This window comes from Campylobacter sp. 7477a (assembly GCF_014892335.1).
Taxonomy (GTDB): domain Bacteria; phylum Campylobacterota; class Campylobacteria; order Campylobacterales; family Campylobacteraceae; genus Campylobacter_A; species Campylobacter_A californiensis.
This window is the reverse complement of the sequence record NZ_JADBJH010000009.1, coordinates 52,567-76,103: the sequence shown is the minus strand read 5'-3', so window position 1 is coordinate 76,103 and position 23,537 is coordinate 52,567. Positions and strand designations below refer to the sequence as shown.

20 protein-coding genes and 1 tRNA gene are annotated in these 23,537 nt (G+C 38.3%); all 21 read right to left on the bottom strand.

Going from position 1 to position 23,537, the window contains the following annotated elements:
- Window positions 1-87: 87 nt before the first annotated feature.
- A complete protein-coding gene (locus CCAL5182_RS05870; protein ID WP_336610494.1) occupies window positions 88-513 on the bottom strand; it encodes a hypothetical protein in 426 nt (141 codons plus the stop codon).
- A gap of 8 nt (window positions 514-521) precedes the next feature.
- Window positions 522-1,109 carry a hydrogenase-4 component G gene (locus CCAL5182_RS05865; RefSeq protein ID WP_336610493.1) on the bottom strand — a complete coding sequence of 196 codons (588 nt, stop codon included), beginning with the start codon at window positions 1,107-1,109 and terminating at the stop codon, window positions 522-524.
- A gap of 101 nt (window positions 1,110-1,210) precedes the next feature.
- Window positions 1,211-1,645 carry a Dps family protein gene (locus tag CCAL5182_RS05860; RefSeq protein ID WP_169937807.1) on the bottom strand — a complete coding sequence of 145 codons (435 nt, stop codon included), beginning with the start codon at window positions 1,643-1,645 and terminating at the stop codon, window positions 1,211-1,213.
- Between the two features lie 90 nt (window positions 1,646-1,735).
- A complete protein-coding gene (locus tag CCAL5182_RS05855) occupies window positions 1,736-2,083 on the bottom strand; it encodes a chaperone NapD (protein ID WP_169937805.1) in 348 nt (115 codons plus the stop codon).
- Entirely contained in the window at window positions 2,080-3,009 is a 930-nt protein-coding gene (locus CCAL5182_RS05850) for a WD40 repeat domain-containing protein (protein WP_169937803.1), read from the bottom strand. The genes CCAL5182_RS05855 and CCAL5182_RS05850 overlap by 4 nt, the downstream gene beginning before the upstream one ends.
- Window positions 3,006-3,482, bottom strand: coding sequence for a 4Fe-4S ferredoxin (locus CCAL5182_RS05845; RefSeq protein WP_169972231.1), 477 nt, complete (start codon window positions 3,480-3,482; stop codon window positions 3,006-3,008). Before CCAL5182_RS05845 ends, CCAL5182_RS05850 begins: the two co-directional genes overlap by 4 nt.
- Complete coding sequence (locus CCAL5182_RS05840; protein ID WP_169937800.1) at window positions 3,483-4,001, bottom strand: nitrate reductase cytochrome c-type subunit; 519 nt, start codon at window positions 3,999-4,001, stop codon at window positions 3,483-3,485. It lies immediately after the preceding gene.
- On the bottom strand, window positions 3,998-4,792 hold the full coding sequence (gene napH, locus CCAL5182_RS05835) for a quinol dehydrogenase ferredoxin subunit NapH (RefSeq protein ID WP_169937798.1): 795 nt from the start codon (window positions 4,790-4,792) through the stop codon (window positions 3,998-4,000). Before napH ends, CCAL5182_RS05840 begins: the two co-directional genes overlap by 4 nt.
- Window positions 4,792-5,544 carry a ferredoxin-type protein NapG gene (gene napG, locus CCAL5182_RS05830; RefSeq protein WP_169937796.1) on the bottom strand — a complete coding sequence of 251 codons (753 nt, stop codon included), beginning with the start codon at window positions 5,542-5,544 and terminating at the stop codon, window positions 4,792-4,794. Before napG ends, napH begins: the two co-directional genes overlap by 1 nt.
- Window positions 5,545-5,546: 2 nt before the next feature.
- Window positions 5,547-8,327, bottom strand: coding sequence for a nitrate reductase catalytic subunit NapA (napA, locus tag CCAL5182_RS05825; RefSeq protein WP_169937794.1), 2,781 nt, complete (start codon window positions 8,325-8,327; stop codon window positions 5,547-5,549).
- A 488-nt stretch (window positions 8,328-8,815) separates the two neighbouring features.
- Window positions 8,816-8,892 (bottom strand) — tRNA-Arg (locus CCAL5182_RS05820).
- Between the two features lie 81 nt (window positions 8,893-8,973).
- Window positions 8,974-11,052, bottom strand: coding sequence for an elongation factor G (gene fusA, locus CCAL5182_RS05815; RefSeq protein WP_169937792.1), 2,079 nt, complete (start codon window positions 11,050-11,052; stop codon window positions 8,974-8,976).
- Between the two features lie 12 nt (window positions 11,053-11,064).
- The gene (gene rpsG, locus CCAL5182_RS05810) at window positions 11,065-11,535 is read right to left on the bottom strand and encodes a 30S ribosomal protein S7 (protein ID WP_169937789.1); all 471 of its coding nucleotides are present in this window, start codon (window positions 11,533-11,535) and stop codon (window positions 11,065-11,067) included.
- Between the two features lie 76 nt (window positions 11,536-11,611).
- Complete coding sequence (gene rpsL / locus CCAL5182_RS05805; protein WP_169937788.1) at window positions 11,612-11,995, bottom strand: 30S ribosomal protein S12; 384 nt, start codon at window positions 11,993-11,995, stop codon at window positions 11,612-11,614.
- Window positions 11,996-12,084: 89 nt separating this feature from the next.
- Window positions 12,085-12,468 carry a DoxX family protein gene (locus tag CCAL5182_RS05800; RefSeq protein ID WP_169937786.1) on the bottom strand — a complete coding sequence of 128 codons (384 nt, stop codon included), beginning with the start codon at window positions 12,466-12,468 and terminating at the stop codon, window positions 12,085-12,087.
- 66 nt (window positions 12,469-12,534) lie between these two features.
- On the bottom strand, window positions 12,535-17,043 hold the full coding sequence (gene rpoC, locus CCAL5182_RS05795; protein WP_169937784.1) for a DNA-directed RNA polymerase subunit beta': 4,509 nt from the start codon (window positions 17,041-17,043) through the stop codon (window positions 12,535-12,537).
- Window positions 17,036-21,175 carry a DNA-directed RNA polymerase subunit beta gene (gene rpoB, locus CCAL5182_RS05790; protein ID WP_336610492.1) on the bottom strand — a complete coding sequence of 1,380 codons (4,140 nt, stop codon included), beginning with the start codon at window positions 21,173-21,175 and terminating at the stop codon, window positions 17,036-17,038. Before rpoB ends, rpoC begins: the two co-directional genes overlap by 8 nt.
- 121 nt (window positions 21,176-21,296) lie before the next feature.
- The gene (rplL, locus tag CCAL5182_RS05785) at window positions 21,297-21,671 is read right to left on the bottom strand and encodes a 50S ribosomal protein L7/L12 (RefSeq protein WP_169937780.1); all 375 of its coding nucleotides are present in this window, start codon (window positions 21,669-21,671) and stop codon (window positions 21,297-21,299) included.
- A 20-nt stretch (window positions 21,672-21,691) separates the two neighbouring features.
- Window positions 21,692-22,177, bottom strand: coding sequence for a 50S ribosomal protein L10 (rplJ, locus tag CCAL5182_RS05780; protein ID WP_169937778.1), 486 nt, complete (start codon window positions 22,175-22,177; stop codon window positions 21,692-21,694).
- 163 nt (window positions 22,178-22,340) lie between these two features.
- Window positions 22,341-23,042, bottom strand: coding sequence for a 50S ribosomal protein L1 (gene rplA / locus CCAL5182_RS05775; protein WP_169937776.1), 702 nt, complete (start codon window positions 23,040-23,042; stop codon window positions 22,341-22,343).
- 62 nt (window positions 23,043-23,104) lie between these two features.
- Complete coding sequence (gene rplK, locus CCAL5182_RS05770; RefSeq protein ID WP_169937774.1) at window positions 23,105-23,530, bottom strand: 50S ribosomal protein L11; 426 nt, start codon at window positions 23,528-23,530, stop codon at window positions 23,105-23,107.
- Window positions 23,531-23,537: the final 7 nt, after the last annotated feature.

The window sequence follows — 23,537 nt, the reverse complement described above, 5'->3', positions numbered from 1 at the left end:
GCGAAGTTCCATCACAGCCCCTTAAAAGGAGTTCTAGTTTTGATTGCTTGGTGAAATTATAGTCAATGACGGTAAATCAACGGCTAATCAAAAAGATATATGCTCCTCTTTTGGTACTTCTATCTTTGTTTTTATATTTTTACGATTTGCATTGATTGTATTTTGCGGTTTTTTGATGCCTGAAATTTTTCCAGAAGAACTTCCTTCACGTATAAGAAGCATGCTCTCAAGGTTTCTGCCAAAAAATGTCGCGTAAACAAGATCGCCTTTGTCATAGTAGTATTTATTAGCACAAAAATTTGCGCTAGGTAACTTAGAATTTTTAGTGTCAACAGCAATGATAGTATAACAATATCCGCCATCTTCATAAGTAAGGTCTTTGATAAAACCTTTGATAGAACTTTTAGCAGGCTTTTGCACTACGATATTTTTTGGCTTAGATGGTTGTTTGTAAAAAAAGGAACAACCACCAAGAGCAAAAACTACAAAAATAGATATTAAAATTTTAAACATACAGACCCTTAAGCAGAAACATTTAGAACATTTCCACCAAGAGAAGCGATCTTTTCGTCGATAGAAGATAGGGCCTTATCGATAGTCTTTTGTGAAATTTCAGGCAAATTTCCACCCCATGCTTTTTGAACTTCATTGAAACCTCTTAAAATTCCTTCGCGACCGGCTTGAAGCTTTTCTAAATCATCGCCTGCAAAAGATAAAACAAAGCCTGAAAGTCTTTGCGCGGTATTTGTAATACCAAAAAAACCCTCTTCGCTCACTAGTGCACTTGCTTCATCTACATTTAACTTATCTATAGCTGTACCGTTATATCCGATGGAAGATAGGTCAAGTCCGCTTAAAATTTCAGATAAATTTGACGGCACGCCGGATATCACACCGCTTAATGCGCTTTGAGCGGAGGAGTTCGATGTTGTTTGGGCTGAAATTTGTGCTTGAAATTGTAAAAAATAACTATTTGAAAGCTCTTTTGCACTCATTGAAGAGAATTCTTTTAATTTCTCTTCATTGTTCTTGTTTAAAAGAGTATCTTGTTTTGTTTGTGTTTTTTCGCTTATCGTTGTTAAAATGCTTGAATTTAGGCTAACTTGCATATTTGCTCCTTTGCAATAATCTGCCACCAATATCGTCAAAAATGAAAATTTCTTTAGGTTTAAAAGGAAGAAAAAAGGGCGAAATTTTCGCCCTTGGGGTTTTATTTGCTTAAAGTTGCGTTAAGCATCCAAATTTCTTTTTCGTATTTTGCTATTTGCTCTTGAGCATAAGCTTGAGTTGTTGTATCGCCCTCGGCAACTTCGTCAAGGTCTTTAAATTCTTTTAAAAGATGTTTATACTCTGCTAAAACGATCTCCAAAACTTCTGTTGGAGTATAAGATGGTTTTGCTTCGTGTTTAATGCAAGTTAGTTTTGCCAACTCCTCAGCTTTAACAACAGCTGTACCGCCAAGCATGATAGCACGCTCTGCAACAGCATCGAAAATTTCGCTCATATCATCATATGCTTTTTCAGTGTATTCGTGAATGCTAAAAAACTGAATTCCTTTTACATTCCAGTGAAGATCGTGAAATTTAACATATAACGCGTTTGCGTCAGCCTGAATTTTATTTAGTCTTGCTATAACTTTTGACATTTTGTCTCCTTTTGTTAATTTGGCGTAATTTTAACACAGAATGCTTAATAATTATTAAATTAAATAATAAATTTTATTATTTAGGAAAATTTATCTTACTTTATAGTGAACACTTCCATTATAGCAAATATCTTCGGCTTTGACGTTATCATTTGTTAAAATTTCGCTTATTCCTTGTTTTTTATCTAGCTTGTCTTTATCAAACTCAACATCTTCTTGATATGCATAAACCATAGCAACAGTCGCAACCCCTTCGATCATCTCCATACGTCTAAAGGTTGCCACTTCGCCATTTACGTCGTCTGCGGTTACAACGGCTACGATTTTATCGTTTTTGTGAGCTATGATTTCTACATCTTTAAATTTACTAAGCTCGTTTAATACTAAATTTTTGTCTGCTTTTTCTTTTAAATTTATAACAACGCTTGAAATATTCATCTTACCTTCCAAAAATGTATGTTTTTCTCAAAAGCACTACTTAAAAGCATATCAGGAGAGATAAAGACTATACTATTTATCGTATTTTGAGGAGTTTGCAAACGCTTTACTTGCGTAAGAGAATTTGTATCAAAAACATAAATTTCACTCAAATCATCTTGAATATAAGCACCTGTTTTTGCGTCAGTGCTTAAAGCTATATCCATCACTGAAGTTTTTGCCTTTAGACGTCTTATCTCATTGCCCCGCAAAACAGCCACGCTCATATCAACGCCTGCAGTAAGCACAACGTTACCGTCATAGTCGATAGCATACATTGTATCTTTATGCACGTCTACAATTCTGCTCATATCCCTACTTTTAACATCGTAAAAGTAAATTTTACCTCCTTCGGTAGCTATAGCAACGGTTGTTTTGCTTGGATTTGCCTTCATATCAGCTAGAAGCGCGGTTGAAATTTTAAAGTCATGCTCACTCTTGCCGTTTTGTAAATTTATAATAGAAATTTCATTGCTGATAGTGCCTAAAATCGCTTCATTTTCACTTAGAAACAGAGCTTTTTTAGCAGATTCGCCAAGTTGGGAAACAAGCTTTATGCCGCTATCTTTTACAAGATAAAGCGAACGTTTATTAGAATTTGCTTCAGCCAAAACCAGCAAAGAACCATTTAGCTCATCTATGCTTAGGATATTTGGTCGCAAAATTTCATCATTTATATTTTTAATGTCGTCAAAAACAATACTTTGCTTAAAAGTGTCATTTTTTACATCATAAATTTCTATACTACCGCTATAAGTTGCGATATAAAGGTTGTCATTTACAAGCGTCATAGACATGACATTTGCTTGTGTTTGTATGGTCTTAAAGGGCAAATCCTCGCCAAAAACAAAGCCCAAAAACAGTAAAAAAACTAAAAATACTCTCATAAGCTCTCCATTTTAATCGAATGTTTGAAGCAAGCATTAATACACTCGCCACATGAGTTACAACGCTCGTTTATCATCGGACGAAAAACACCAAGAAAATCAATCGCCTTATACTTGCACGCATCTTGACAATTATAGCATATGACATCATTCCAAGCTAAGCAAGAATTTACTTGTATTGCTGTTTTTGCTCCGATATTTTGGCTAAATTTTAGATCTAGAACACTCTTTTTAACCGATTCGCAAGCTATAGCACACTCTTTACAAAAGTTGCAACCCCTATCCTTAACGTCAAAAATCACTCTTTGTCCGTCAAAACTAAGCAACTCTCTTGCACAAACACTAACGCAAGGTGCGTCGCAGCCCTCACAATCAAATTCACCGCTAAAATAAGGCGGAGTAATAAAGCGCGGCTGCTCCCCAACGGCAGTAACCGGCTTTAAAATTTTAGTAAATAGTGCGCGACGCTGCAACTATCTTACTCCCTCGTTTAAGATATCAAGTAAATTTGACTTAGCAGAGCCGTTGGCATCTCTAAATTCAGGAGTGAAGTTGTTTTTGATAGGCACTTTAACATCCGCTTGAGAAACGTGACAAGTTGTGCAGTTAAAGCGCTCGTCGTGCAAAATTCCCTTCAAGTCGGTTTTATTTCTTAAATCATACAAGTGTGAAGCAGGTATCGGTGTAGCTCCGCTATCTGCGGCAAATTCAGGCATATGACAGGTTACACACATGTTCATATCTTTAGTAATAGGCACTAAACCCTCTAAATCATGCGGAATAAACGGAGGTGCGTTTTCAAACGATCGGTCAAATTTCTTTGACATACCGGCAGGCTCTGCACTATAATTTATATCTCTAGCCGCGATATTGTCATTAGTAAGATCGCCTCTAAAACCCATATCGGTATCGCTTATGCTTTTGTTTGAAACCGCACAAGCACTTAAAATAAGCGCAAGTAGTGCGCCAAATGCTATAAATTTAAATTTCATCTTTCTTCCTTTAAATTTCTTATACTAAATTTCATCGCATCATCATTGCAAACATCAATACAGCGTCCACAACTTATGCACTCGCTATTTGTTACAAAACCGCTTTTATGCCCTACCATCGAAAGGACTTGCGGCTCGGGGCAAGCTTTTAGACATTTTGCACATTTGTTGCATTTGCTTAGGTCGTGACTGATACGAATTAGCGAAAATTTTGACAATAAAGCGTAAAACGCACCCAAAGGACAAATGTATCCACATATGCCTCTAGGTAAAACAAACATGTCAAAAACTATAATCACAAAGATCGCTGCTAATACAAAAATATCAAGATATATGATACCTCTTTGCACCATACCCACAAAACTTACACTCTCAAAAACAGGTAAAGAGAGCAAGGCTGAAAACACAAGAATTGCCAAAAGTAGGTAATATCTTGTGTTTTTAGGTAAATTTAAAAGCTTTGCGTCTTTATTAAAGCCTAGTTTTTCGCGTAGTTTTGCAGCCATATCCGTAAATAAATTTACAGGACAAACCCAAGCACAAAATGCACGTGGAGCAATAACAGCATATAAAATAGCCACAATCATAGCTCCAATAATCACACTCATACCGACACTTGCTCCTGCTAAAATAAGCTGTAGCAAAGCAAATGGATCAGCAAATGTGATCGCACCAAAAAGCGATGAGGCACTAAGATCACCCAAAAGCAACTTTAAACCATAATGGTTTGATACGATAAACGCAACTAAAATTAAAATTTGAGTAAGCCTTCTAAAAAGTAAAATTTTCATCACAGCTCCCCATCATTTAAATAATCTTTAGCTTTATTAATATCAAGCTTTATGTTTGTATCAACGCCCTCGAGTCGCTTCTCGTCACCTTCTACCCAACCTTTGACATAGTTTTGATCCACAGAGCCCATAACGATATCTCTAGGCATGATCTTAATGGCTGGATTTTGCGTAATGCAAACTCTTTCACATACTCCACAGCCTGTACAAACATCCATATCAACAACCGGTAGCAAAAATGCGTGTTTTGCGGTGCGTTCGTTTCGTCTGTACTCAAGTTTCAATGCCTTGTCTATAAGTGGACAATCACGATAACAGGCATCACAGCGGATACCCCAGTATGCGATACAGCTGTGAGTATCTATCATGGCAACGCCCATTCTTGCTTTATTGATGTCTAGCTCACCATTTGTGCTAACTAAAATTTTATCAAGTGCATTGGTCGGACAGGCTACCACGCAAGGTATATCCTCGCATAACTTGCAAGGAGTTTCACGCGGAGTAAAGTGTGGAGTGCCGTTTGCCACACCAGAGCTAAGCGTTGCTAGCTTTAACGTATCAAAAGGACATGCCTCAACGCAAAGCCCGCAACGTATACAGCTAGCTAAAAATTCGCTCTCATTTTTAGCTCCGGGCGGTCTAAGCAAAACTAGCTTATCCGCCTTTACAGCCTTTGTCCAAACAAAACTACCGGCAACAGCCAGCGCAACGGCTTTAAGTCCAAATTTTAGGACTTCTCTTCTATTTTGCACGACTAAGCCTTATAAACCTTAACGGCACATTTTTTATAATCCGTCTCTTTTGAGATAGGACAAGTCGCATCTAAACATACCTTGTTGATATACACGTTTTCATCAAAAAATGGTACATACACAAGTCCTACAGGCGGCTTGTTTCTACCATTTACATCAACACGTGCTTTGACTTTACCACGGCGGCTCTCTACCCATACTATCTCATTATCAAGAACGCCGATCTTTTTCGCATCATCTTCATGCATGTAGCAAAGCGCCTCAGGAACAGCACGATAAAGTTCAGGAACACGCATTGTCATAGTGCCGGTATGCCAATGTTCAAGCACCCTTCCCGTACATAGCCATAACGGATACTCTTTGCTTGGCATCTCACATGGATCCATATAAGGGCGGAAGAAAATTTTAGCTTTATTTGTTAGAGGAGTCTTATCTTGCGTTGTCACGGCTTTTAAATTTCCGCTTGGAAGAGCTGCGTTTTTGTTACCGTAGAATGCAAAATTTTCACCCTCTTTTGCATATTTTTTAGCATAATAATCAAATTTAACGTTAAATCTCCACTGTGTCTCTTTGCCATTTACTACCGGCCATCTAAGTCCGCGCACTCTATGATACGTATCAAAATCAGCCAAGTCATGTCCATGTCCTACGCCAAATTTTCTATACTCTTCCCATAGATATTTTTGAACAAAGAAGCCATAACCGTTAAATTCTTTACCGTCTGAGCCGACAACTTTACGTTTGTCACCAAACACTTCAGAGTTATCGTAATCCTCCATAATAGCGTCTTTAGCGTTAAAGCTTTTTGCGTATTCATTAGCAAATAACACATCATAAAGCGTGTCTTCTTCGCTATAACCCATAGCTTTTGCTTCTTCAAGAACGCTAGGAAGAGTAACTTTATCATTTACTTTTACTTCGCCCCAGAACTCTTTTATCTTAAATCTTTTTGTAAATTCCATAATCTGCCACGTATCACTCATCGCTTCGCCGACAGGAAGAACTTGTTGTCTCCAGTGTTGAGTTCTACGCTCTGCGTTACCGTATGCACCCCATTTCTCATATATCATCGCTGTTGGAAGTATAAGGTCTGCAACTTTAGCAGAAATTCCAGGATATGGATCTGAAACAACGATAAAGTTATCCATCTCACGTGCCGCTTTTATCCAGTGGTTTGCATTTGCAGTGTTTTGCCAAGGGTTGTTTACCTGAACCCAGATAAATTTATTTTTACCATCTTCAAGATCACGAAGCATTTTTACATAGTGAGAAGCAACAACGTGGTTTATAGTATTTTTAGGAAGTTTCCAAATTTGCTCGGTTATCTCTCTGTGTTTTGGATTAGCAACGACCATGTCGGCAGGCAAGCGATGAACAAATGTTCCAACTTCGCGCGCTGTTCCGCATGCGCTTGGTTGTCCTGTTAGCGAGAAAGCACCGGATCCCGGAAGCGCTTGCTTGCCAAGCAGGAAGTGCACCATGTAGGCTTGTTCGTTTACCCATGTTCCTCTTTGGTGTTGGTTAAAGCCCATTGTCCAAAAGCTAACTACTTTGCGATTTTTCTCGATATAAAGATCGGCTAATTGTTTTAATTTGGCTTTAAATTCATCTAGAGGCTCACTTGCGTCACCTTTTGCTATCTTGGCTGTAAATTCCAAAGTATATGGTGCAAGAGCTTTTTTAAACTCTTCAAAGCTTATATGCCAGTGTGCATCTGCCTTGCCGTTATTTTTATTTTCAAGAGTATCTCCTGCTTTCATGCCAAGGTACGCCAAAGTAACACCCTCAGCTTCACTTAAAACTTTTGATTTCTCTGTTGCTGCGGTATCTAACTCACTTGGTAGATATTTTGCGTGCTTGGTTTCCGGTCTAAGTCCGTAACCTATATCAACCGGACCTGTTGTAAATACGCAGTGACGTTTTACAAATTCCTGATCTATCATTTCAGGATGATTGTAAACTATCTCGCGAGCTATATAGTTCCAAATAGCAAGATCTGTAGATGGAGCAAAGATGATCTCTATATCTGCTAAATTTGAAGTTCTGTTTGAAAAAGTAGTTAAATTTACCACTTTAACCCTATCAGGATCACCAAGCTTTCTATCGCTTATGCGTGACCACAAGATCGGGTGCATCTCAGCCATGTTTGCGCCCCATGTTACGACAGTATCTGTCATCTCGATATCATCATAGCAACCAGCAGGCTCATCCACACCAAAAACTTGCATAAAACCGACAACGGCAGATGCCATACAGTGTCTTGCGTTTGGATCTATGGAGTTACTTCTAAAACCGCCTTTCATCATTTTTGAAGCGGCATAACCCTCCATGATAGTGTATTGGCCAGAGCCTAAAACTCCTACACCATGAGGACCAAGCTCTTTATAGGCTTTTCTAAATTGCGCTTCCATTACGTCAAAGGCTTGTTTCCAGCTAACTTGCTTAAATTTACCTTTTTTATCAAATTCACCTTTTTCATTTACGCGAAGTAAAGGATGAGTTATACGGTCTTCGCCATACATTATCTTTGCATTAAAATAACCTTTAATACAGTTTAATCCACGGTTAACAGGTGCTTCAGGGTCACCTTTAACGGCTACGATCTTACCGTCTTTAGTAGCCACCATGATACCACAACCTGTACCACAGAAACGACAGGCAGCCTTATCCCAACGCCAACCTTTTTCTACTTCGTTTGCGTTAAGTCCGCTAGGTAGTGCGATACCGGCACTAGCACAAGCAGCCGTTGCGGCAGCTGATTTTATAAATTCCCGACGATCCATATTTTCTCCTTGATAAGAATTTAAGTCTTTGTACTTATTTGCCTAAAACATTAATATAACATAAATTTCATTTAAATCGGATTAACCCAGATCAATGAAGGATAAGAATTTATAATAATTATTAAATATTTAAGTGGAAAATTGTGAGATAAAATTTAATCAAAGACTACAACCACGATCGTAACGCAAAATAGTTTAAATATTGATAAGCATACTTATAAAGGTTATCCATAAATTTCACGAAAAATTTATCTATATTTTACGCAAGAGATAGAGTTTTAGTTTTAAATTTCTAATAAAAACGAGAAATTTCATTTTTTAAATGCATAGCAAGATAATATATCACACTATATTTTTCAATCAAAATCACAATAAAAACATACAATAAACTTGAAGATTAATATAAATTAAATTTTCACACAAAGCTTGATTTTAACGTGATTTGGTAAATAGTTATAAATTAAAATAAATAGCGGTAAATAGATAAGTGGTGTCCCCATCAGGATTCGAACCTGAGGCCTCAAAATTAGGAATTTTGCGCTCTATCCTGCTGAGCTATGAGGACAATTTGCAATTTAAAGCGATAAATAATTAAATTTATATAAACTAAAAAGCCACCCGAATTTGGGTGGCTAGCTTTTGGCTTTTAGCCGTTTCTTTTCTTAATAATCTCTTCACTAACATTCTTTGGAACTTCTTCATAGTGATCAAATTCCATAGAGTATGTAGCGCGACCTTGAGTTTGGCTTCTAAGGTCTGTTGAGTAGCCAAACATAGACGCAAGTGGGCAGAATGCTGTAACGATCTTGTTACCACTTCTTTCATCCATTGAGTTTACTTGACCACGGCGCTTGTTAAGGTCACCGATAACATCACCCATATACTCTTCAGGTGTTTCAACTTCAACCTTCATCATAGGCTCAAGTATAACAGCGCCTGCTTTTTTAGCGCCCTCTTTAAAGCCCATAGATGCAGCAAGTTTAAACGCCATCTCAGATGAGTCAACTTCATGGTAGCTACCGTCAAATAAAGTAACTTTAACGTCTTCAACAGGGTAACCAGCAAGGATACCGTTTTGAAGTGCCTCTTTACAACCTTTTTCAACTGCAGGTATATACTCTTTTGGTACTACGCCGCCTTTGATATCGTTAACGAATTCAAATCCACTAGCAGCTTCAAGCGGCTCGATACGCAAGAAAACGTGTCCGTATTGACCACGACCGCCTGATTGTTTAGCGTATTTATACTCTTGCTCAACTGTCTTGCGGATAGTCTCACGGTAAGCAACTTGCGGTTGACCAACTTCTGCATCAACTTTAAATTCACGCAACATACGATCAACAATGATCTCTAGGTGAAGCTCGCCCATACCGCTAATGATAGTTTGACCACTCTCTTCATCGGTACTAACTCTAAAGCTTGGATCTTCTTGTGCTAGTTTCTGAAGAGCAATAGCCATTTTCTCTTGGTCAGCTTTAGTTTTTGGCTCAACCGCAACAGAGATAACCGGCTCTGGAAAGTCCATTTTCTCAAGGATCACAGGATCTTTTTCACTTGAAAGCGTATCGCCTGTTAGTGTATCTTTTAGACCAACAACCGCCCCGATCTCACCAGCGTGTAGAACTGAAATTTCTTCACGTTTATTTGAGTGCATTTTTAAAAGACGGCCGATTCTCTCTTTTTTACCTTTTGTTGAGTTAAATGCATAACTGCCACTCTCAAGACTTCCGCGATAAACACGAACGAAAGTTAGCTGACCAACAAAAGGGTCTGTCATGATCTTAAATGCAAGACCTGCAAATTCGCCATCATCGGTTGATTCAACATTTACTTCTGTACCATCTTCATATTCGCCTCTAATCGCTGCAACTTCATCTGGAGCAGGAAGGTAAGACACGATAGCGTCAAGTAGCGGCTGAACGCCTTTATTTTTAAATGATGTTCCGCAAACCATAGGTATAATGTTCATAGATAAACAACCGGCCTTTATACCTCTTTTGATCTCTTCAGCGCTTAGTTCTTCGCCACCAAAGAATTTTTCCATTAAAGCATCATCTGTCTCGGCAACTGCTTCGATCATTTTTGCTCTATACTCTTCTGCTTTCTCAACTAAATCAGCAGGAATTTCTCTCTCAACAAAAGTTGTAGGCTTGCTATCGTCTTCCCAAACTAGGGCTTTCATAGTAACTAAGTCTACTACGCCCTTAAACTCATCTTCTGCGCCGATAGGAATTTGGATAGGCACAGGATTAGCTTTTAGTCTAGTTTTGATTTGATTTTCAACATTGTAAAAGTTGGCACCTATACGGTCCATTTTATTTACGTAAACCATTCTTGGAACTTTATACTTGTTGGCTTGTCTCCAAACTGTTTCAGACTGAGGTTGAACGCCACCAACTGAACAAAATACTGCAACAGCACCATCAAGAACACGCATAGAACGTTCAACTTCGATAGTAAAGTCAACGTGTCCCGGAGTGTCAATTAGGTTAATTTGGTGATCTTTCCAAAAGCATGTAGTCGCAGCAGAAGTAATGGTAATACCACGCTCTTTTTCTTGCTCCATCCAGTCCATAGTAGCAGCGCCGTCATGAACCTCACCAAGCTTGTGACTCATACCCGTAAAGAATAAAATTCTCTCACTCGTAGTAGTCTTACCAGCATCGATGTGAGCTGCGATACCAATGTTTCTAACCATATGTAATGGGGTTTTTCTATCTGCCATAGTTTCTCTTTCTTACCAGCGGTAGTGAGCAAACGCTTTATTAGCCTCTGCCATTTTGTAAGTATCTTCTTTCTTCTTAAATGAAGCACCTTTTGAATTTGCAGCGTCAAATAGTTCGTTTGCAAGTTTGTCTATCATTGTTCTTTCACTTCTTTTTCTAGCAAAAGTGATAAGCCATCTAATAGCAAGAGCTTGCTGACGTGCAGGGCGAACTTCAACAGGTACTTGATAAGTTGCGCCACCTACACGGCGTGATTTAACCTCAAGAATAGGTTTTACGTTTTCAATAGCGTCGTTAAATACATCAATACCTTGTATCTCGCCACCTTTTTTCTCGATAGCTTTGATCGCACCATACATTATCTCTGTTGCGACGCTTTTCTTACCGTCATACATAAGTGCATTAATAAATTTAGTGATTACTTTATTTCCGTAAATCGGATCAGGTAAAACTTCCCTTACAGGGGCTTTTCTTCTTCTCATTTGATTATTTCCTTCAAATTTTATAAATTTTACTCAAACGCAACCAAATCTAGGGCGCGTCTGCGAACCTATTTGCTTACTTTTTTGCGTCTTTAGGGCGTTTAGCACCGTATTTAGAACGTGAAACAGTTCTTTTTGCAACACCTGCAGTATCAAGTGCACCACGAACGATGTGATACTTAACACCCGGTAAGTCTTTAACCCTACCACCGCGTACTAGCACGATGCTGTGTTCTTGTAGGTTATGTCCTTCACCGCCGATATAGCTGATAACTTCAAAGCCGCTAGTTAGTCTAACTTTGGCAACTTTCCTCAAAGCTGAGTTTGGTTTTTTAGGAGTTGTTGTATAAACTCTCGTGCAAACTCCTCTTCTTTGAGGGCACTCTTTTAGCGCAGGAGACTTTGATTTATAAGTAACCTTTTTGCGCTCATTTCTGACCAATTGATTTATGGTTGGCACAGTAATTCCTTTCATCTAAATTTATTAAAAAAATCTAATTTTATTTAAAAAAGGCTTAAATAATTGTTAAAATAATTTTAAATTATCAACTAATCTTGTTTAACAGCGTATTTTCCACTGCCACAAAATACAATACAAAAAGCCATACAAATATAAAGATATAAAATTTCGGCCTTAAAACCACCATAGTTTGTGATCTCCAAAGGATTTGGATATGCTGCGTAAATTATAAAGAGCGATGTAGCTATGATAATGGAAGCAGAAATTCTTGAATAAAATCCAATAATTAGCATTAAAGGAGCTAAAACTTCACCAAGATAAACTCCGTAAGCCAAAATTTCAGAAAGTCCTGATTTGACAAGTATTGCCTTAACACCACCGATACCGTTTGTTATCTTATGAAACCCATGCAAAAAAAGACAAATTCCAAGCCCAAGCCTAATAAACAATAATCCTAAATTAAAATTTTTCATTTTGCCTCGTAGTATAAAGTGTAGAGTTTAAATAAAAAGCCTCCTTTTTACGGGAGGCTTGAGATTTTAAAGTTGTTTGATTTTAACTTTTTTATCTTTGTATAGACCTGTTCCAACAGGTATCATACGACCAAGTATGACGTTTTCTTTTAGATCTTCAAGATAGTCAAATTTAGCCGCTATCGAAGCTTCAGTTAAGACTTTTGTTGTCTCCTGGAAAGACGCCGCAGAGATAACACTATCTGAACCGATTGCTGCACGCGTAACACCAAGAAGTATAGGCTCGGCGATAGCAGGCTCGCCGCCCATTCTCATGATGCGCTCGTTCTCTTCTTTAAATTTAGCACGAGAGATCATATCTCCCACGATGAAATTTGTATTTCCGCTATCAACTATCTTAACTTGACGTAGCATTTGTGACACAATGATCTCGATATGCTTATCAGCGATCGCAACACCTTGACGGCGGTAAACTTGCTGAATTTCACTAATTAAATAGTAGTGAAGAGCTTTTTCGCCAAGAATTCTTAAAATATCATGACTTGAGATAAGACCGTCAGTTAGTTTTTCACCGGCGTGAACAAATTCGCCGTTTCTTACTTGAATTTGACGTGATTTATCTATCAAATACTCAGCCGTAGCACCGTCTTCAGCTTCTATAATTATGCGCTCTTTTGAACGAAGCGGCTTATCAAAGCGAACAACACCATCAATCTCTGCAACGATAGCTGTATTTTTAGGACGTCTTGCTTCAAACAACTCACTAACACGTGGAAGACCACCAGTGATGTCTTTTGATTTGGCAACAGCTTTTGGAGTTTTAGCCAGGATGTCCGCCTGTAAAACTTCTGCTCCGTCATTTACAAATATCGCTGTTTTTGGCTCAAGTTGGTATCTGATTAATCCACCACTCTTAGTCGCTATAACTATCGTCGGTTTTACACCGCTTGGAAGATACTCATTGACAACAAGACGACTTTGTCCTGTTGCCTCATCAAACTGCTCTGCAGCGCTATAACCAGGATCGATATCTTCAAAGCTAACAACACCGGCCTCTTCAGCTATAGTAGGAGTTGAGTATGGGTCCCACTCAGCAATCACGAGCCTATCGTTACTTTCAGGTAGAGCTATAAGTGTTTTTGCCTCAACAGTTTCGTTATCATCTAACTGGATGATAGAATTTCTTGGTATGTAGTGGCGAACAGCTTCACGTCCATCTTTGTCTGAAACGATAACAAATAGACCTTTTTCAGTAACCTTATGACCTTTTTTAATATCTTTAAGACGCTCTAAATAATCACCGTTTAGGATGAAGAATTTAATAACGCCGTTTGCGCCAGCCGGAATTTTTTGTGTTACAGGCTCGCCGTTTGCGATCTTAAGCTCACTTGCAAATGGGATACGATTTGGCACATTCCAGCCCTCTTTGATAATCTCAACGATACTTTCATTAGCATTTACCATATCACCGTTTGAGTAAGGAAGATACATCTTACCCTCTATCTTGCCACTAACGCCTGCTAGCTCATTTGGCTTAGCAACGTCATTTCTGCGGATAGTGTATTTTATCTCCTCTTTTTTGCCTTTAATCACGATATTTACATCTTCGTGAGCAAATTCTATCTCTATCCTTCCGTCAATTGGAGCTTTGATCTTTGGCTCAACAAGTAGCACGGCTGCACTTCTGCGGTTTGCAACTATTGTTTTACCGTTATTTTCATACGTATTTAGGTTATAGTAGCGTATGAAACCCTCTTTTTGAGCTATAACTTGGCGATCTTGCTGTTCAGTCGAAGCCGTACCACCAATGTGGAATGTTCTTAGTGTTAGCTGAGTACCTGGCTCGCCGATTGATTGAGCTGAAATAATACCTACGGCCTCACCAGGTTTTACCAATTTACCCTCGCCTAGGTTTATGCCATAACATTTAGCACAAACACCCTTTGGAGCTTTGCATGTTATAGGCGTTCTTATACTTACGGCTTTTATGCCTGCTTCTGCGATAACTTTTGCTTTTTCTTCGTCAAGCAATGTTCCTTCGCTAAATAAAATTTCATTAGTAATAGGATCTATCACATCGTCAGCAAGAACACGTCCAAGAACTCTCTCTTCAAGGCTTTCTATAAGCTCGCCGTTTTCAGTAATATCAGTTATCTCAACACCCTCGTGCGTACCGCAGTCATGCATAGTTACCTTAACATTTTGCGCAACGTCGATAAGCTTACGTGTTAGGTAACCGGCATTGGCTGTTTTAAGAGCGGTATCTGCCAGACCCTTTCTCGCACCGTGAGTCGAAATAAAATATTCCATTATATTTAGACCTTCACGGAAGTTCGAGGTAATAGGCGTTTCAATAATCGAACCGTCAGGCTTAGCCATAAGACCACGCATACCTGCCAGCTGTCTTATCTGAGCCGCACTACCCCTAGCACCAGAGTCTGCCATCATATAAATTGAGTTAAATCCGCCCTTATCGCCTTGAATAAGCTTCATCATCTCGCTTGCAACAGAGTTATTTGTATCAGTCCAAATATCAACGATCTTGTTATATCTTTCAGAGTCTGTTAAAAGACCTGCACCGTATTGGCGTTGAATTTCGCGAACTTTTTTCTTGGCTTCATCAATATGTTTTTCTTTACTATCAGGAACAATGATATCTGCAATAGATATAGAAATTCCAGCTTTTGTCGCATATCTAAAGCCTAAATTTTTAAGTTTATCAAGGAAATCAGCCGTTACTTCAAGGCCACCGTTTTTATAAACATAATCAACCAAATTCGCAATATCTTTTTTCTTCATGATCTTATTCCACATATTATCAGGAACAAAATCAGGAATAATAGCGCGAAGTATCAAGCGACCAGCTGTTGTAAATAGCGTTTTACCATCTACCATAGTTTTTATCTTAGCATGAAGCTCTAAAGAGTGTGCTTCCTCGGCTATCATAACTTCATCAACGCTTGAGAAAATTTTATTTGCACCTTTAGCTTCTGTTTTTTCCAAGCTTAGATAATAAATTCCCAAAACCATATCTTGTGACGGAACGGTTATTGCCTTACCGCTTGCAGGAAGTAAGATATTCATCGAGCTTAGCATTAAAATTTTACATTCAGCTATCGCCTCTTGTGAAAGTGGCACGTGAACAGCCATTTGGTCGCCGTCAAAGTCAGCGTTGAAAGCCGCACAAACTAGTGGGTGAAGCTGGATAGCCTTGCCTTCAACTAACACTGGGTGAAACGCCTGGATAGATAGCTTGTGAAGCGTTGGAGCACGGTTTAGCATTACAGGGTGGTCTTTAACAACCTCTTCAAGACACTCCCAAACCTCGTTAGTTTTATCCTCTATCATCTTTTTAGCTTGTTTTACGGTTGTCGCATAGCCTTTTTCTTCAAGACGAGCTAGAAGATGTGGCTTAAATAGCTCAAGGGCCATCCTCTTTGGAAGACCGCATTGATCCATTCTTAAACGTGGTCCAACAACGATAACCGAACGTCCAGAGAAATCAACACGCTTACCAAGTAGGTTTTGACGGAAACGTCCTTGCTTACCTTTAATGATCTCTGAAAGTGATTTTAAAGGACGTTTATTTGCACCTTTTACGGCGTTAGCGCGACGACCATTGTCAAATAATGCATCAACAGCCTCTTGAAGCATACGCTTTTCGTTTCTTATAATAATTTCAGGTGCATCAAGCTCTAAAAGGCGTTTTAAACGGCTGTTTCTATTTATAACACGACGATATAGATCGTTTACGTCTGAAACCGCAAATTTACCTCCGTCAAGACTAACAAGCGGACGTAAATCAGGTGGAAGAACCGGTAAATTTGTTATCATCATCCACTCTGGACGGTTGCCTGAATTTAAAAAGCTCTCGATAACTTTTAAGCGCTTCACGATTGTTTTTTTCTTAGCTTCTGAATTTGTTGATTCGATTTCCATTTTAAGTTGAGTTAAAATTTCCATCAAATCAAGATCAGCTAGCATATCGCGAATAACTTCGCCACCCATCTTAGCTACAAATCCGCTCTCTTCATAGCGTTGTGCTAAAAGCTGATACTGTTCTTCATTTAAGACATCGTATTTTTCAACTTTTTTAGAGTTTTCATTATCATAAAATGCTTCGCCTGAATTTTCAACAATATATGCCTCATAATAAAGCACACGCTCAAGATCTTTCATCTTTATACCAAGAAGTGTTCCTATACGGCTTGGTAGTGAGTTTACATACCAAATGTGAGCCACCGGTGTTACAAGCTCGATGTGCCCCATGCGAGAACGGCGAACTTTAGAACTAGTTACTTCAACACCGCATTTTTCACATTTAATGCCTTTATAGCGCATCTTTTTATATTTACCGCAAAGGCACTCATAATCACGAATAGGTCCGAAAATTTTAGCACAAAATAGTCCGTCACGCTCAGGCTTGAGTGTTCGATAATTAATGGTTTCAGGCTTTTTGACTTCGCCGTGACTCCAAGACTTTATCCTATCAGGACTTGCTAAACGAAGCTGGAAAGCTTCGAAATCACGCGGTCTGCGTTCTTCTTTTATCTCAACAGGTATTAACTCACTCATCTGCCTCTCCCTCATCATATATCTCAACATCAAGTGCCAATGATTTAAGCTCGTTTGTTAAAACGAAGAATGTTTCAGGAATTCCCGTCTCAGGCACATTTTCACCACGTGTAAGCGCCTTATATGCAGAAAGTCTACCCTCAACATCGTCTGATTTTACCGTTAGCATCTCTCTTAGAGTGTGCGCTGCGCCATAAGCTTCAAGCGCCCAAACCTCCATCTCACCAAATCTTTGACCACCAAATAGTGCCTTACCTCCAACAGGTTGTTGTGTTACAAGGCTGTATGGTCCGGTGCTTCTTGCGTGTACTTTTTCATCAACCAAGTGATGAAGTTTTAACATATACATACAACCAACATTAACACGTTCTCTTATCTTAGAGCCGGTTCTGCCGTCATAAAGCTCTGTTTTACCATCACTGTCGATCTTAGCCATTTCAAATAGTTTCGCAAATTCCTCAGGTTTAACACCTTCAAATATCGGTGTTGCAAATCTAACGCCTTTACTCCAGTCTTTTGCATACTCAAGTAATTTTTCATCACTCATCTTGCCAAGAGCATTTTTAGCATCCATAAGTTTTGAAACACTTGCAATCTCTATCATTTTATTTCTTAGATCTTTTATCCATTCGCCTTTTTTGGCTTCAAAAATTTCATTTATCTGCTCACCAAGACGATATCCGACAAGACCCAAGTGACTCTCAAGAATTTGACCGATGTTCATACGGCTTGGAACACCTAGTGGGTTCAAAACGATATCTACTATCTGTCCACTTGGAAGATAAGGCATATCAACCTCAGGAACAATATTTGAAACGATACCTTTATTTCCGTGGCGGCCAGCCATTTTATCGCCCACTTTTAGCTTACGTTTAGTTGCGATGTAAACTTTTACAAGTTTAACCACACCGCTTGGCAATATATCATCTTTACCTAAAATTTCAATCTTGGCATCATGCTCTTCTTTTAACTTCTTCTTCTCGTTTTGGAAGTAGTTTTTAAGATCGTCGTATTGCTTTTGTATCTCTTTTGAGAAAGCTTTCACAACAGCATTTAGAGTAAAGCGGTTAATATTTTCAAGATCAGCCTTGTTTATCTTTTCGCCTTTTTTATACTCTTTTTTGTTGATCTCATAGTCACTGACAAGCTCATTTTTAGATAGCAATGATGTAACTTTTAGCATCTCTTCGCGATCAAGCATTAAAAGTCTATCGTGATGCTCTTTTTCTAGCAACGCTTTTTCATCTTCGTAAGCTTTATGTGTTCTACTATCTTTTTCATGACCTTTTTTAGTAAATATTTTAACATCTATAACAACGCCTTCCATTGAAGCCGTAGCATAAAGTGATTTATTTACAACGTGACCGGCTTTTTCGCCAAATATCGCACGAAGCAAGCGCTCTTCAGGAGTAGGCTTTACTTCGCCCTTAGGAGATACTTTACCAACCAAGATCATGCCAGATTTTACCTGTGTGCCGATCTTAATGATGCCACTCTCGTCAAGATGAAGAAGATCCTCTTCTTTTATATTTGGTATATCTTTTGTTATCTCTTCAACGCCATCTTTTAGCTCACGTGCTTCGATCTCTTTTTCATAGATGTGAACACTTGTAAATTCATCATCACGTATCATCTTTTCACTAATAACAATCGCATCTTCGTAGTTGTAGCCATTCCAAGGCATGAAAGCGATAAGTGCGTTTTTGCCGATAGCAAGTTCGCCTTGTTCCATACTTGATCCGTCTGCTATAACCTGTCCCGCTTTTATCTCTTCACCCTTTTTAACTATCGGATGTTGTGAGAAAGTCGTGTTTTGGTTTGTTCTTAAATTTTTCTCAAGCGAATAGTGATCGATGTATGGACCAGCCTCATCCTCGCCTAAGATAAAGATGTTTTTATTATCAACCTTTTCAATAACACCGCCGCGTTTAGCTTTAATGCTCTCCCAAGCATCTCTTGCTATAACACTCTCCATACCTGTTCCTACGATAGGGGCAGTAGAGCGAAGCAAAGGCACGGCTTGACGTTGCATGTTTGATCCCATTAGCGCACGGTTGGCATCATCATGCTCTAAGAATGGAATAAGAGAAGCCGCAACACCTGCAATCATGCCAGAACAAAGGTCGATTAGCGTAACCTCCTCACGACGTGCAAGCATCATTTCGCCTTCGCGTCTTACCTCGATCAAATCCTCTATAATATGACCGTTTTCATCTAGCTTTGTAGAAGCAGCTGCTATTACATTACCCTCTTCTTGTGTTGCTGTTAAATAAATAATCTCATCAGTAACTCTACCGTCAACAACCTTTTTATAAGGTGCTTCAACAAAGCCTAGCTCATTTACTTTGGCATAAGTTGAAAGAGTGTTGATTAGACCGATATTTTGACCTTCCGGAGTCTCAACAGGGCAAATACGACCGTAATGAGTTGGGTGAACGTCACGAACCTCAAAACCGGCTCTCTCTTTTACTAAGCCACCTTCGCCAAGCGCAGAAAGACGGCGTTTGTGTGTAACTTCACTTAGTGGGTTTGTTTGGTCCATAAACTGGCTAAGCTGTCCACCTGTAAAAAATTCCATAATCGTTGCCGTGATCATTTTTGGATTTATAAGATCATAAGGCATTATCTCATCTGTGTTGTTGCTTAAACTTGTAAATTTATCACGTATCGCTTTTTGCATTTTAACAAAGCCAAGATGAAGCTCGTTTGCTAAAAGCTCACCGATAGAACGGATACGACGGTTGCCTAAGTGATCACGATCATCTATAAAACCTTGTCCATTTTTAACTCTGATAAGATATTTTGCAGTTCTTATTATGTCTTCGCTTGTTAGAACGGTTACATACTCAGGAACATCAAGACCTAGTTTGTGATTCATCTTCATACGACCTACTTTTGTAAGATCGTATCTTTCAGGGTTAAAGAATATATCATTTACAAAGCTCTTAGCCGCCTCTTTTACAACAGGCTCACCAGGACGCATTACTTTATAAATTCTAATCGCAGAAAGATCGTTTTCATCATCGATACCTTCTGTTTGTTTTAAAAGCTTCATGGTTTCGCTGTCAGCCAAGAATGAGTTAATAATAGCATCATCAACTCCAGAAGCTAGGTTATTTATGATCTCAATACTATCTTGCTCGTTTAAAATTTTAGCCAGTTTGTTTTCATCAAGCTGAGAAAGTGTATCATATATAACCTCGCCACTCTCTTTATCTATAACAGGAGTCGCCAAATATCTACTCATAAGAATTTCAACAGGATACTCGACCCATTTAACACCATCTTCTATGAGTTTATCCGCCTTTTTCTTAGTAAGACGCTTACCGGCTTGATGGATTACATTTCCATGCTCGTCTTTTATATCATAATCAATTCTACCTGTATAATCATCAGGGTTAAACGGAGTTAAAAATTTATTGTTCTTAACGCTTAAAGTTTGGAGTGGGTAGAAAATTTTAATAATATCTTGTTTTTTATATCCAAGCGCTCTAAATAGTATAGTTACCGGAACTTTTCTGCGTTTATTTATACGCACATAAAGCACATCTTTAGTGTCATACTCAAAGTATAACCAGCTTCCGCGGTCAGGGATAATTTGAGCAGTGTTTATTAGTTTATTTACGACAGTTGCGCTCTCTTCTTGTTTAAAGATGACGCCTGGACTTCTATGAAGTTGGTTTACAACCACACGTTCAACGCCGTTTATAATAAATGAAATTCTATCTGTCATTAAAGGAATTTCACGTATAAAAATTTCTTGTTCTTTTATATCTTTTACGCCGATTCTCTCACCTGTTTTTTCATCTTTTTCATGTAAGATTAGGCGGATTTTCATTTTTAAATTTACAGAATACGTAAGACCTCTTTCGATACACTCTCTAATCGTATATCTTGGTTTGCCGATCTCTGAGCTAACATATTCTAAACTTAAGCGATTTTGTGGATCGTGAATAGGAAAAATTGATTTAAAAACTTTTTCAATTCCGCTTTCGGATTGAGTGTTGTCTAAATTTAAAAAATTATCAAAGCTCTTTTTTTGTAACTGTAGTAAGTTAGGAACATCTATCTCTTGTGGCACATTTGAAAAATCAACCCTTAAGCGACTTCCTGAGTATAAGCTATTTAACATTGCATCTACCTCGTGGTAATTTTGAAAGAAAGTATAGCCTTTTTATATAAGGCATCTAAATTTAAAAAAAGAGAGGGTGTTCTCCCTCTCTGAATTTTGAATAATCTCAAATAAAATGAAATTATTTAAGCTCGACTTTAGCACCTGCTTCTTCAAGCTCTTTTTTAGCTGCTTCAGCTTCATCTTTACTAACGCCTTCTTTAAGAACTGAAGGAGTTTGCTCAACTGCGTCTTTAGCTTCTTTAAGACCAAGGCCTGTAAGAGCGCGAACAACTTTAATAACGTTGATTTTCTTATCACCGCCATCAAGTAGAACTACGTTGAATTCTGTTTTTTCTTCAGCTGCCTCAGCTGCACCGCCAGCAGCAGCACCAGCTACCATAACAGGAGCAGCGCTAACGCCGAATTTCTCTTCGAATTCTTTTACAAGCTCAGAAAGCTCAAGTACTGAAAGATTAGAGATAAACTCTAATACGTCTTCTTTAGTGATTGCCATTTTATTATCCTTATATATTTTTATGCTGATTGTTCTTTTTTCTCTTTAAGCGCATTTAATCCAATTGTGAAATTTTGAATTGGCGCATTCCAAACTTGTAGAAGCATTGCAATAAGCTCGTCGCGACTTGGCATCTTTGATAGAGCTTTAACTTTCTCAACGCTTGCAACTTCACCATCTATGTAAGCTGTTTTAATTTTGAAAAATTCAGAGTTGGTTTCTTCAAATTTAGCAACAACTTTTGTTACAGCTAATTGATCTTCGCTCCAAACATAGATATTTGTATCTTTAAGATCCATGCCGTCTTTTTCAACGTTTTTAAGAGCTATGTTAGCAAGAGTGTTTTTAACAACTTGAACTTTAACATTTTGCTCTTTTGCAGCTTGTCTTAAAACTTCAAGTTTTTTTACTGTAAGGCCACGATAGTCACAAACTACGATCGCTTCAGCAGTTTTAAATTCAGTCTCAAGCTTAGCTATAACTTCAGATTTCTCGTTACGTGTCACATTTTCTCCTTTCCGACCGGTAATTTCAGGCAGAGCGGGTCGAATCGATTAAGTCAGAAGACCTCGGCCATCTCCAATCTAAAATAAAAGTCTAAATTTGGATTTACAAATTCAGGCTTTTATTTTAGGAAAAAGAGCCATAAAGACTCTTTTTAAATTTTTATTATTTAAGATCCATCACTTCTTGAGTATCAAGTGAGATAGATGGACTCATTGTAAGCGATAGTGCAGCATTTTTAACATATCTGCCTTTTGCAGCGGCAGGTTTATGTTTATTAATTGCTCTAATAAAAGTTGAAATATTTTCTAGAAGTTGCTCTTTAGAAAAGCTTACTTTGCCAAGACCAGCATGGATATTTCCTTGTTTATCAACACGGAAATTTACTTGACCGCTTTTTGCATTATTAACAGCCTGAGCTACATCCATAGTAACTGTTCCTGTTTTTGGGTTTGGCATAAGACCTTTTGGTCCAAGTACACGAGCTACTTTACCTAAAACACCCATTAGGTTAGGTGTAGCAATAAGAACATCAAAATTTATAATTCCCTTTTGAACGTCCTCTATAATCTCTTCTGCTCCAACCAAGTCAGCACCAGCAGCTTTAGCCTCATCGGCTTTAGCGTCTTTTGCAATAACTGCAACACGAACTTTTTTACCGGTTCCTGCTGGTAATACAACTGAACCACGAACCATTTGATCAGCATGTCTTGGGTCAACGTTAAGCTTAAGAGCTATTTCGACAGTCTCGTCAAATTTAGCAGAAGCTAGTGTTTTAACAGTATCAATAGCTTCAGAAATATTGTAGTTTTTTTTGTCTTCTACTTTTTTAAGTAGTTCTTGAAATCTTTTAGTATTTTTTGCCATTAAATTTCTCCGCATTTTAAAGTGCTTCCGCCTTCTGATATACAACCCGGCGGTAAGGGCCATTAGTCGATTACTTCAACACCCATAGAACGAGCTGAACCAGCGATGATCTTAGCAGCTTGCTCTTTGTCTTTTGTATTTAAATCGACAAGTTTTTTCTCAACTATCTCAAGCACTTGAGCTTTGGTGAGTTTGCCGACTTTATTTTTCAAAGGATTATCTGTTCCTTTTGTTATACCAGCAGCTTTTTTAATAAGGTCAGTTGCAGGTGGTTGTTTTGTGATGAAAGTAAAGCTTTTATCTGCATAAACAGTGATAACAACAGGTATATTAAAACCTACCATATCCTTTGTTCTTTCGTTAAATGCCTTACAAAACTCCATAATATTTACACCTTTTTGACCAAGAGCTGGACCAACAGGTGGGCTTGGATTTGCTTTAGTTGCAGCAATTTGCAATTTTATTTCGCCTATAACCTTTTTAGCCATAAACTAA

Bases quoted from the DNA above. Each gene is read 5' to 3' on its own strand.
- napH (WP_169937798.1), bottom strand. From the start codon at position 4,792: ATGAAAATTTTACTTTTTAGAAGGCTTACTCAAATTTTAATTTTAGTT.
- napA (WP_169937794.1), bottom strand. From the start codon at position 8,327: ATGGATCGTCGGGAATTTATAAAATCAGCTGCCGCAACGGCTGCTTGT.
- rpoB (WP_336610492.1), bottom strand. From the start codon at position 21,175: ATGTTAAATAGCTTATACTCAGGAAGTCGCTTAAGGGTTGATTTTTCA.
- rpoC (WP_169937784.1), bottom strand. From the start codon at position 17,043: ATGAGTGAGTTAATACCTGTTGAGATAAAAGAAGAACGCAGACCGCGT.
- CCAL5182_RS05840 (WP_169937800.1), bottom strand. From the start codon at position 4,001: ATGAAATTTAAATTTATAGCATTTGGCGCACTACTTGCGCTTATTTTA.
- CCAL5182_RS05850 (WP_169937803.1), bottom strand. From the start codon at position 3,009: ATGAGAGTATTTTTAGTTTTTTTACTGTTTTTGGGCTTTGTTTTTGGC.
- rplA (WP_169937776.1), bottom strand. From the start codon at position 23,042: ATGGCAAAAAATACTAAAAGATTTCAAGAACTACTTAAAAAAGTAGAA.
- rplL (WP_169937780.1), bottom strand. From the start codon at position 21,671: ATGGCAATCACTAAAGAAGACGTATTAGAGTTTATCTCTAATCTTTCA.
- fusA (WP_169937792.1), bottom strand. From the start codon at position 11,052: ATGGCAGATAGAAAAACCCCATTACATATGGTTAGAAACATTGGTATC.
- rplK (WP_169937774.1), bottom strand. From the start codon at position 23,530: ATGGCTAAAAAGGTTATAGGCGAAATAAAATTGCAAATTGCTGCAACT.
- rpsG (WP_169937789.1), bottom strand. From the start codon at position 11,535: ATGAGAAGAAGAAAAGCCCCTGTAAGGGAAGTTTTACCTGATCCGATT.
- CCAL5182_RS05800 (WP_169937786.1), bottom strand. From the start codon at position 12,468: ATGAAAAATTTTAATTTAGGATTATTGTTTATTAGGCTTGGGCTTGGA.
- CCAL5182_RS05865 (WP_336610493.1), bottom strand. From the start codon at position 1,109: ATGCAAGTTAGCCTAAATTCAAGCATTTTAACAACGATAAGCGAAAAA.
- CCAL5182_RS05870 (WP_336610494.1), bottom strand. From the start codon at position 513: ATGTTTAAAATTTTAATATCTATTTTTGTAGTTTTTGCTCTTGGTGGT.
- CCAL5182_RS05860 (WP_169937807.1), bottom strand. From the start codon at position 1,645: ATGTCAAAAGTTATAGCAAGACTAAATAAAATTCAGGCTGACGCAAAC.
- CCAL5182_RS05855 (WP_169937805.1), bottom strand. From the start codon at position 2,083: ATGAATATTTCAAGCGTTGTTATAAATTTAAAAGAAAAAGCAGACAAA.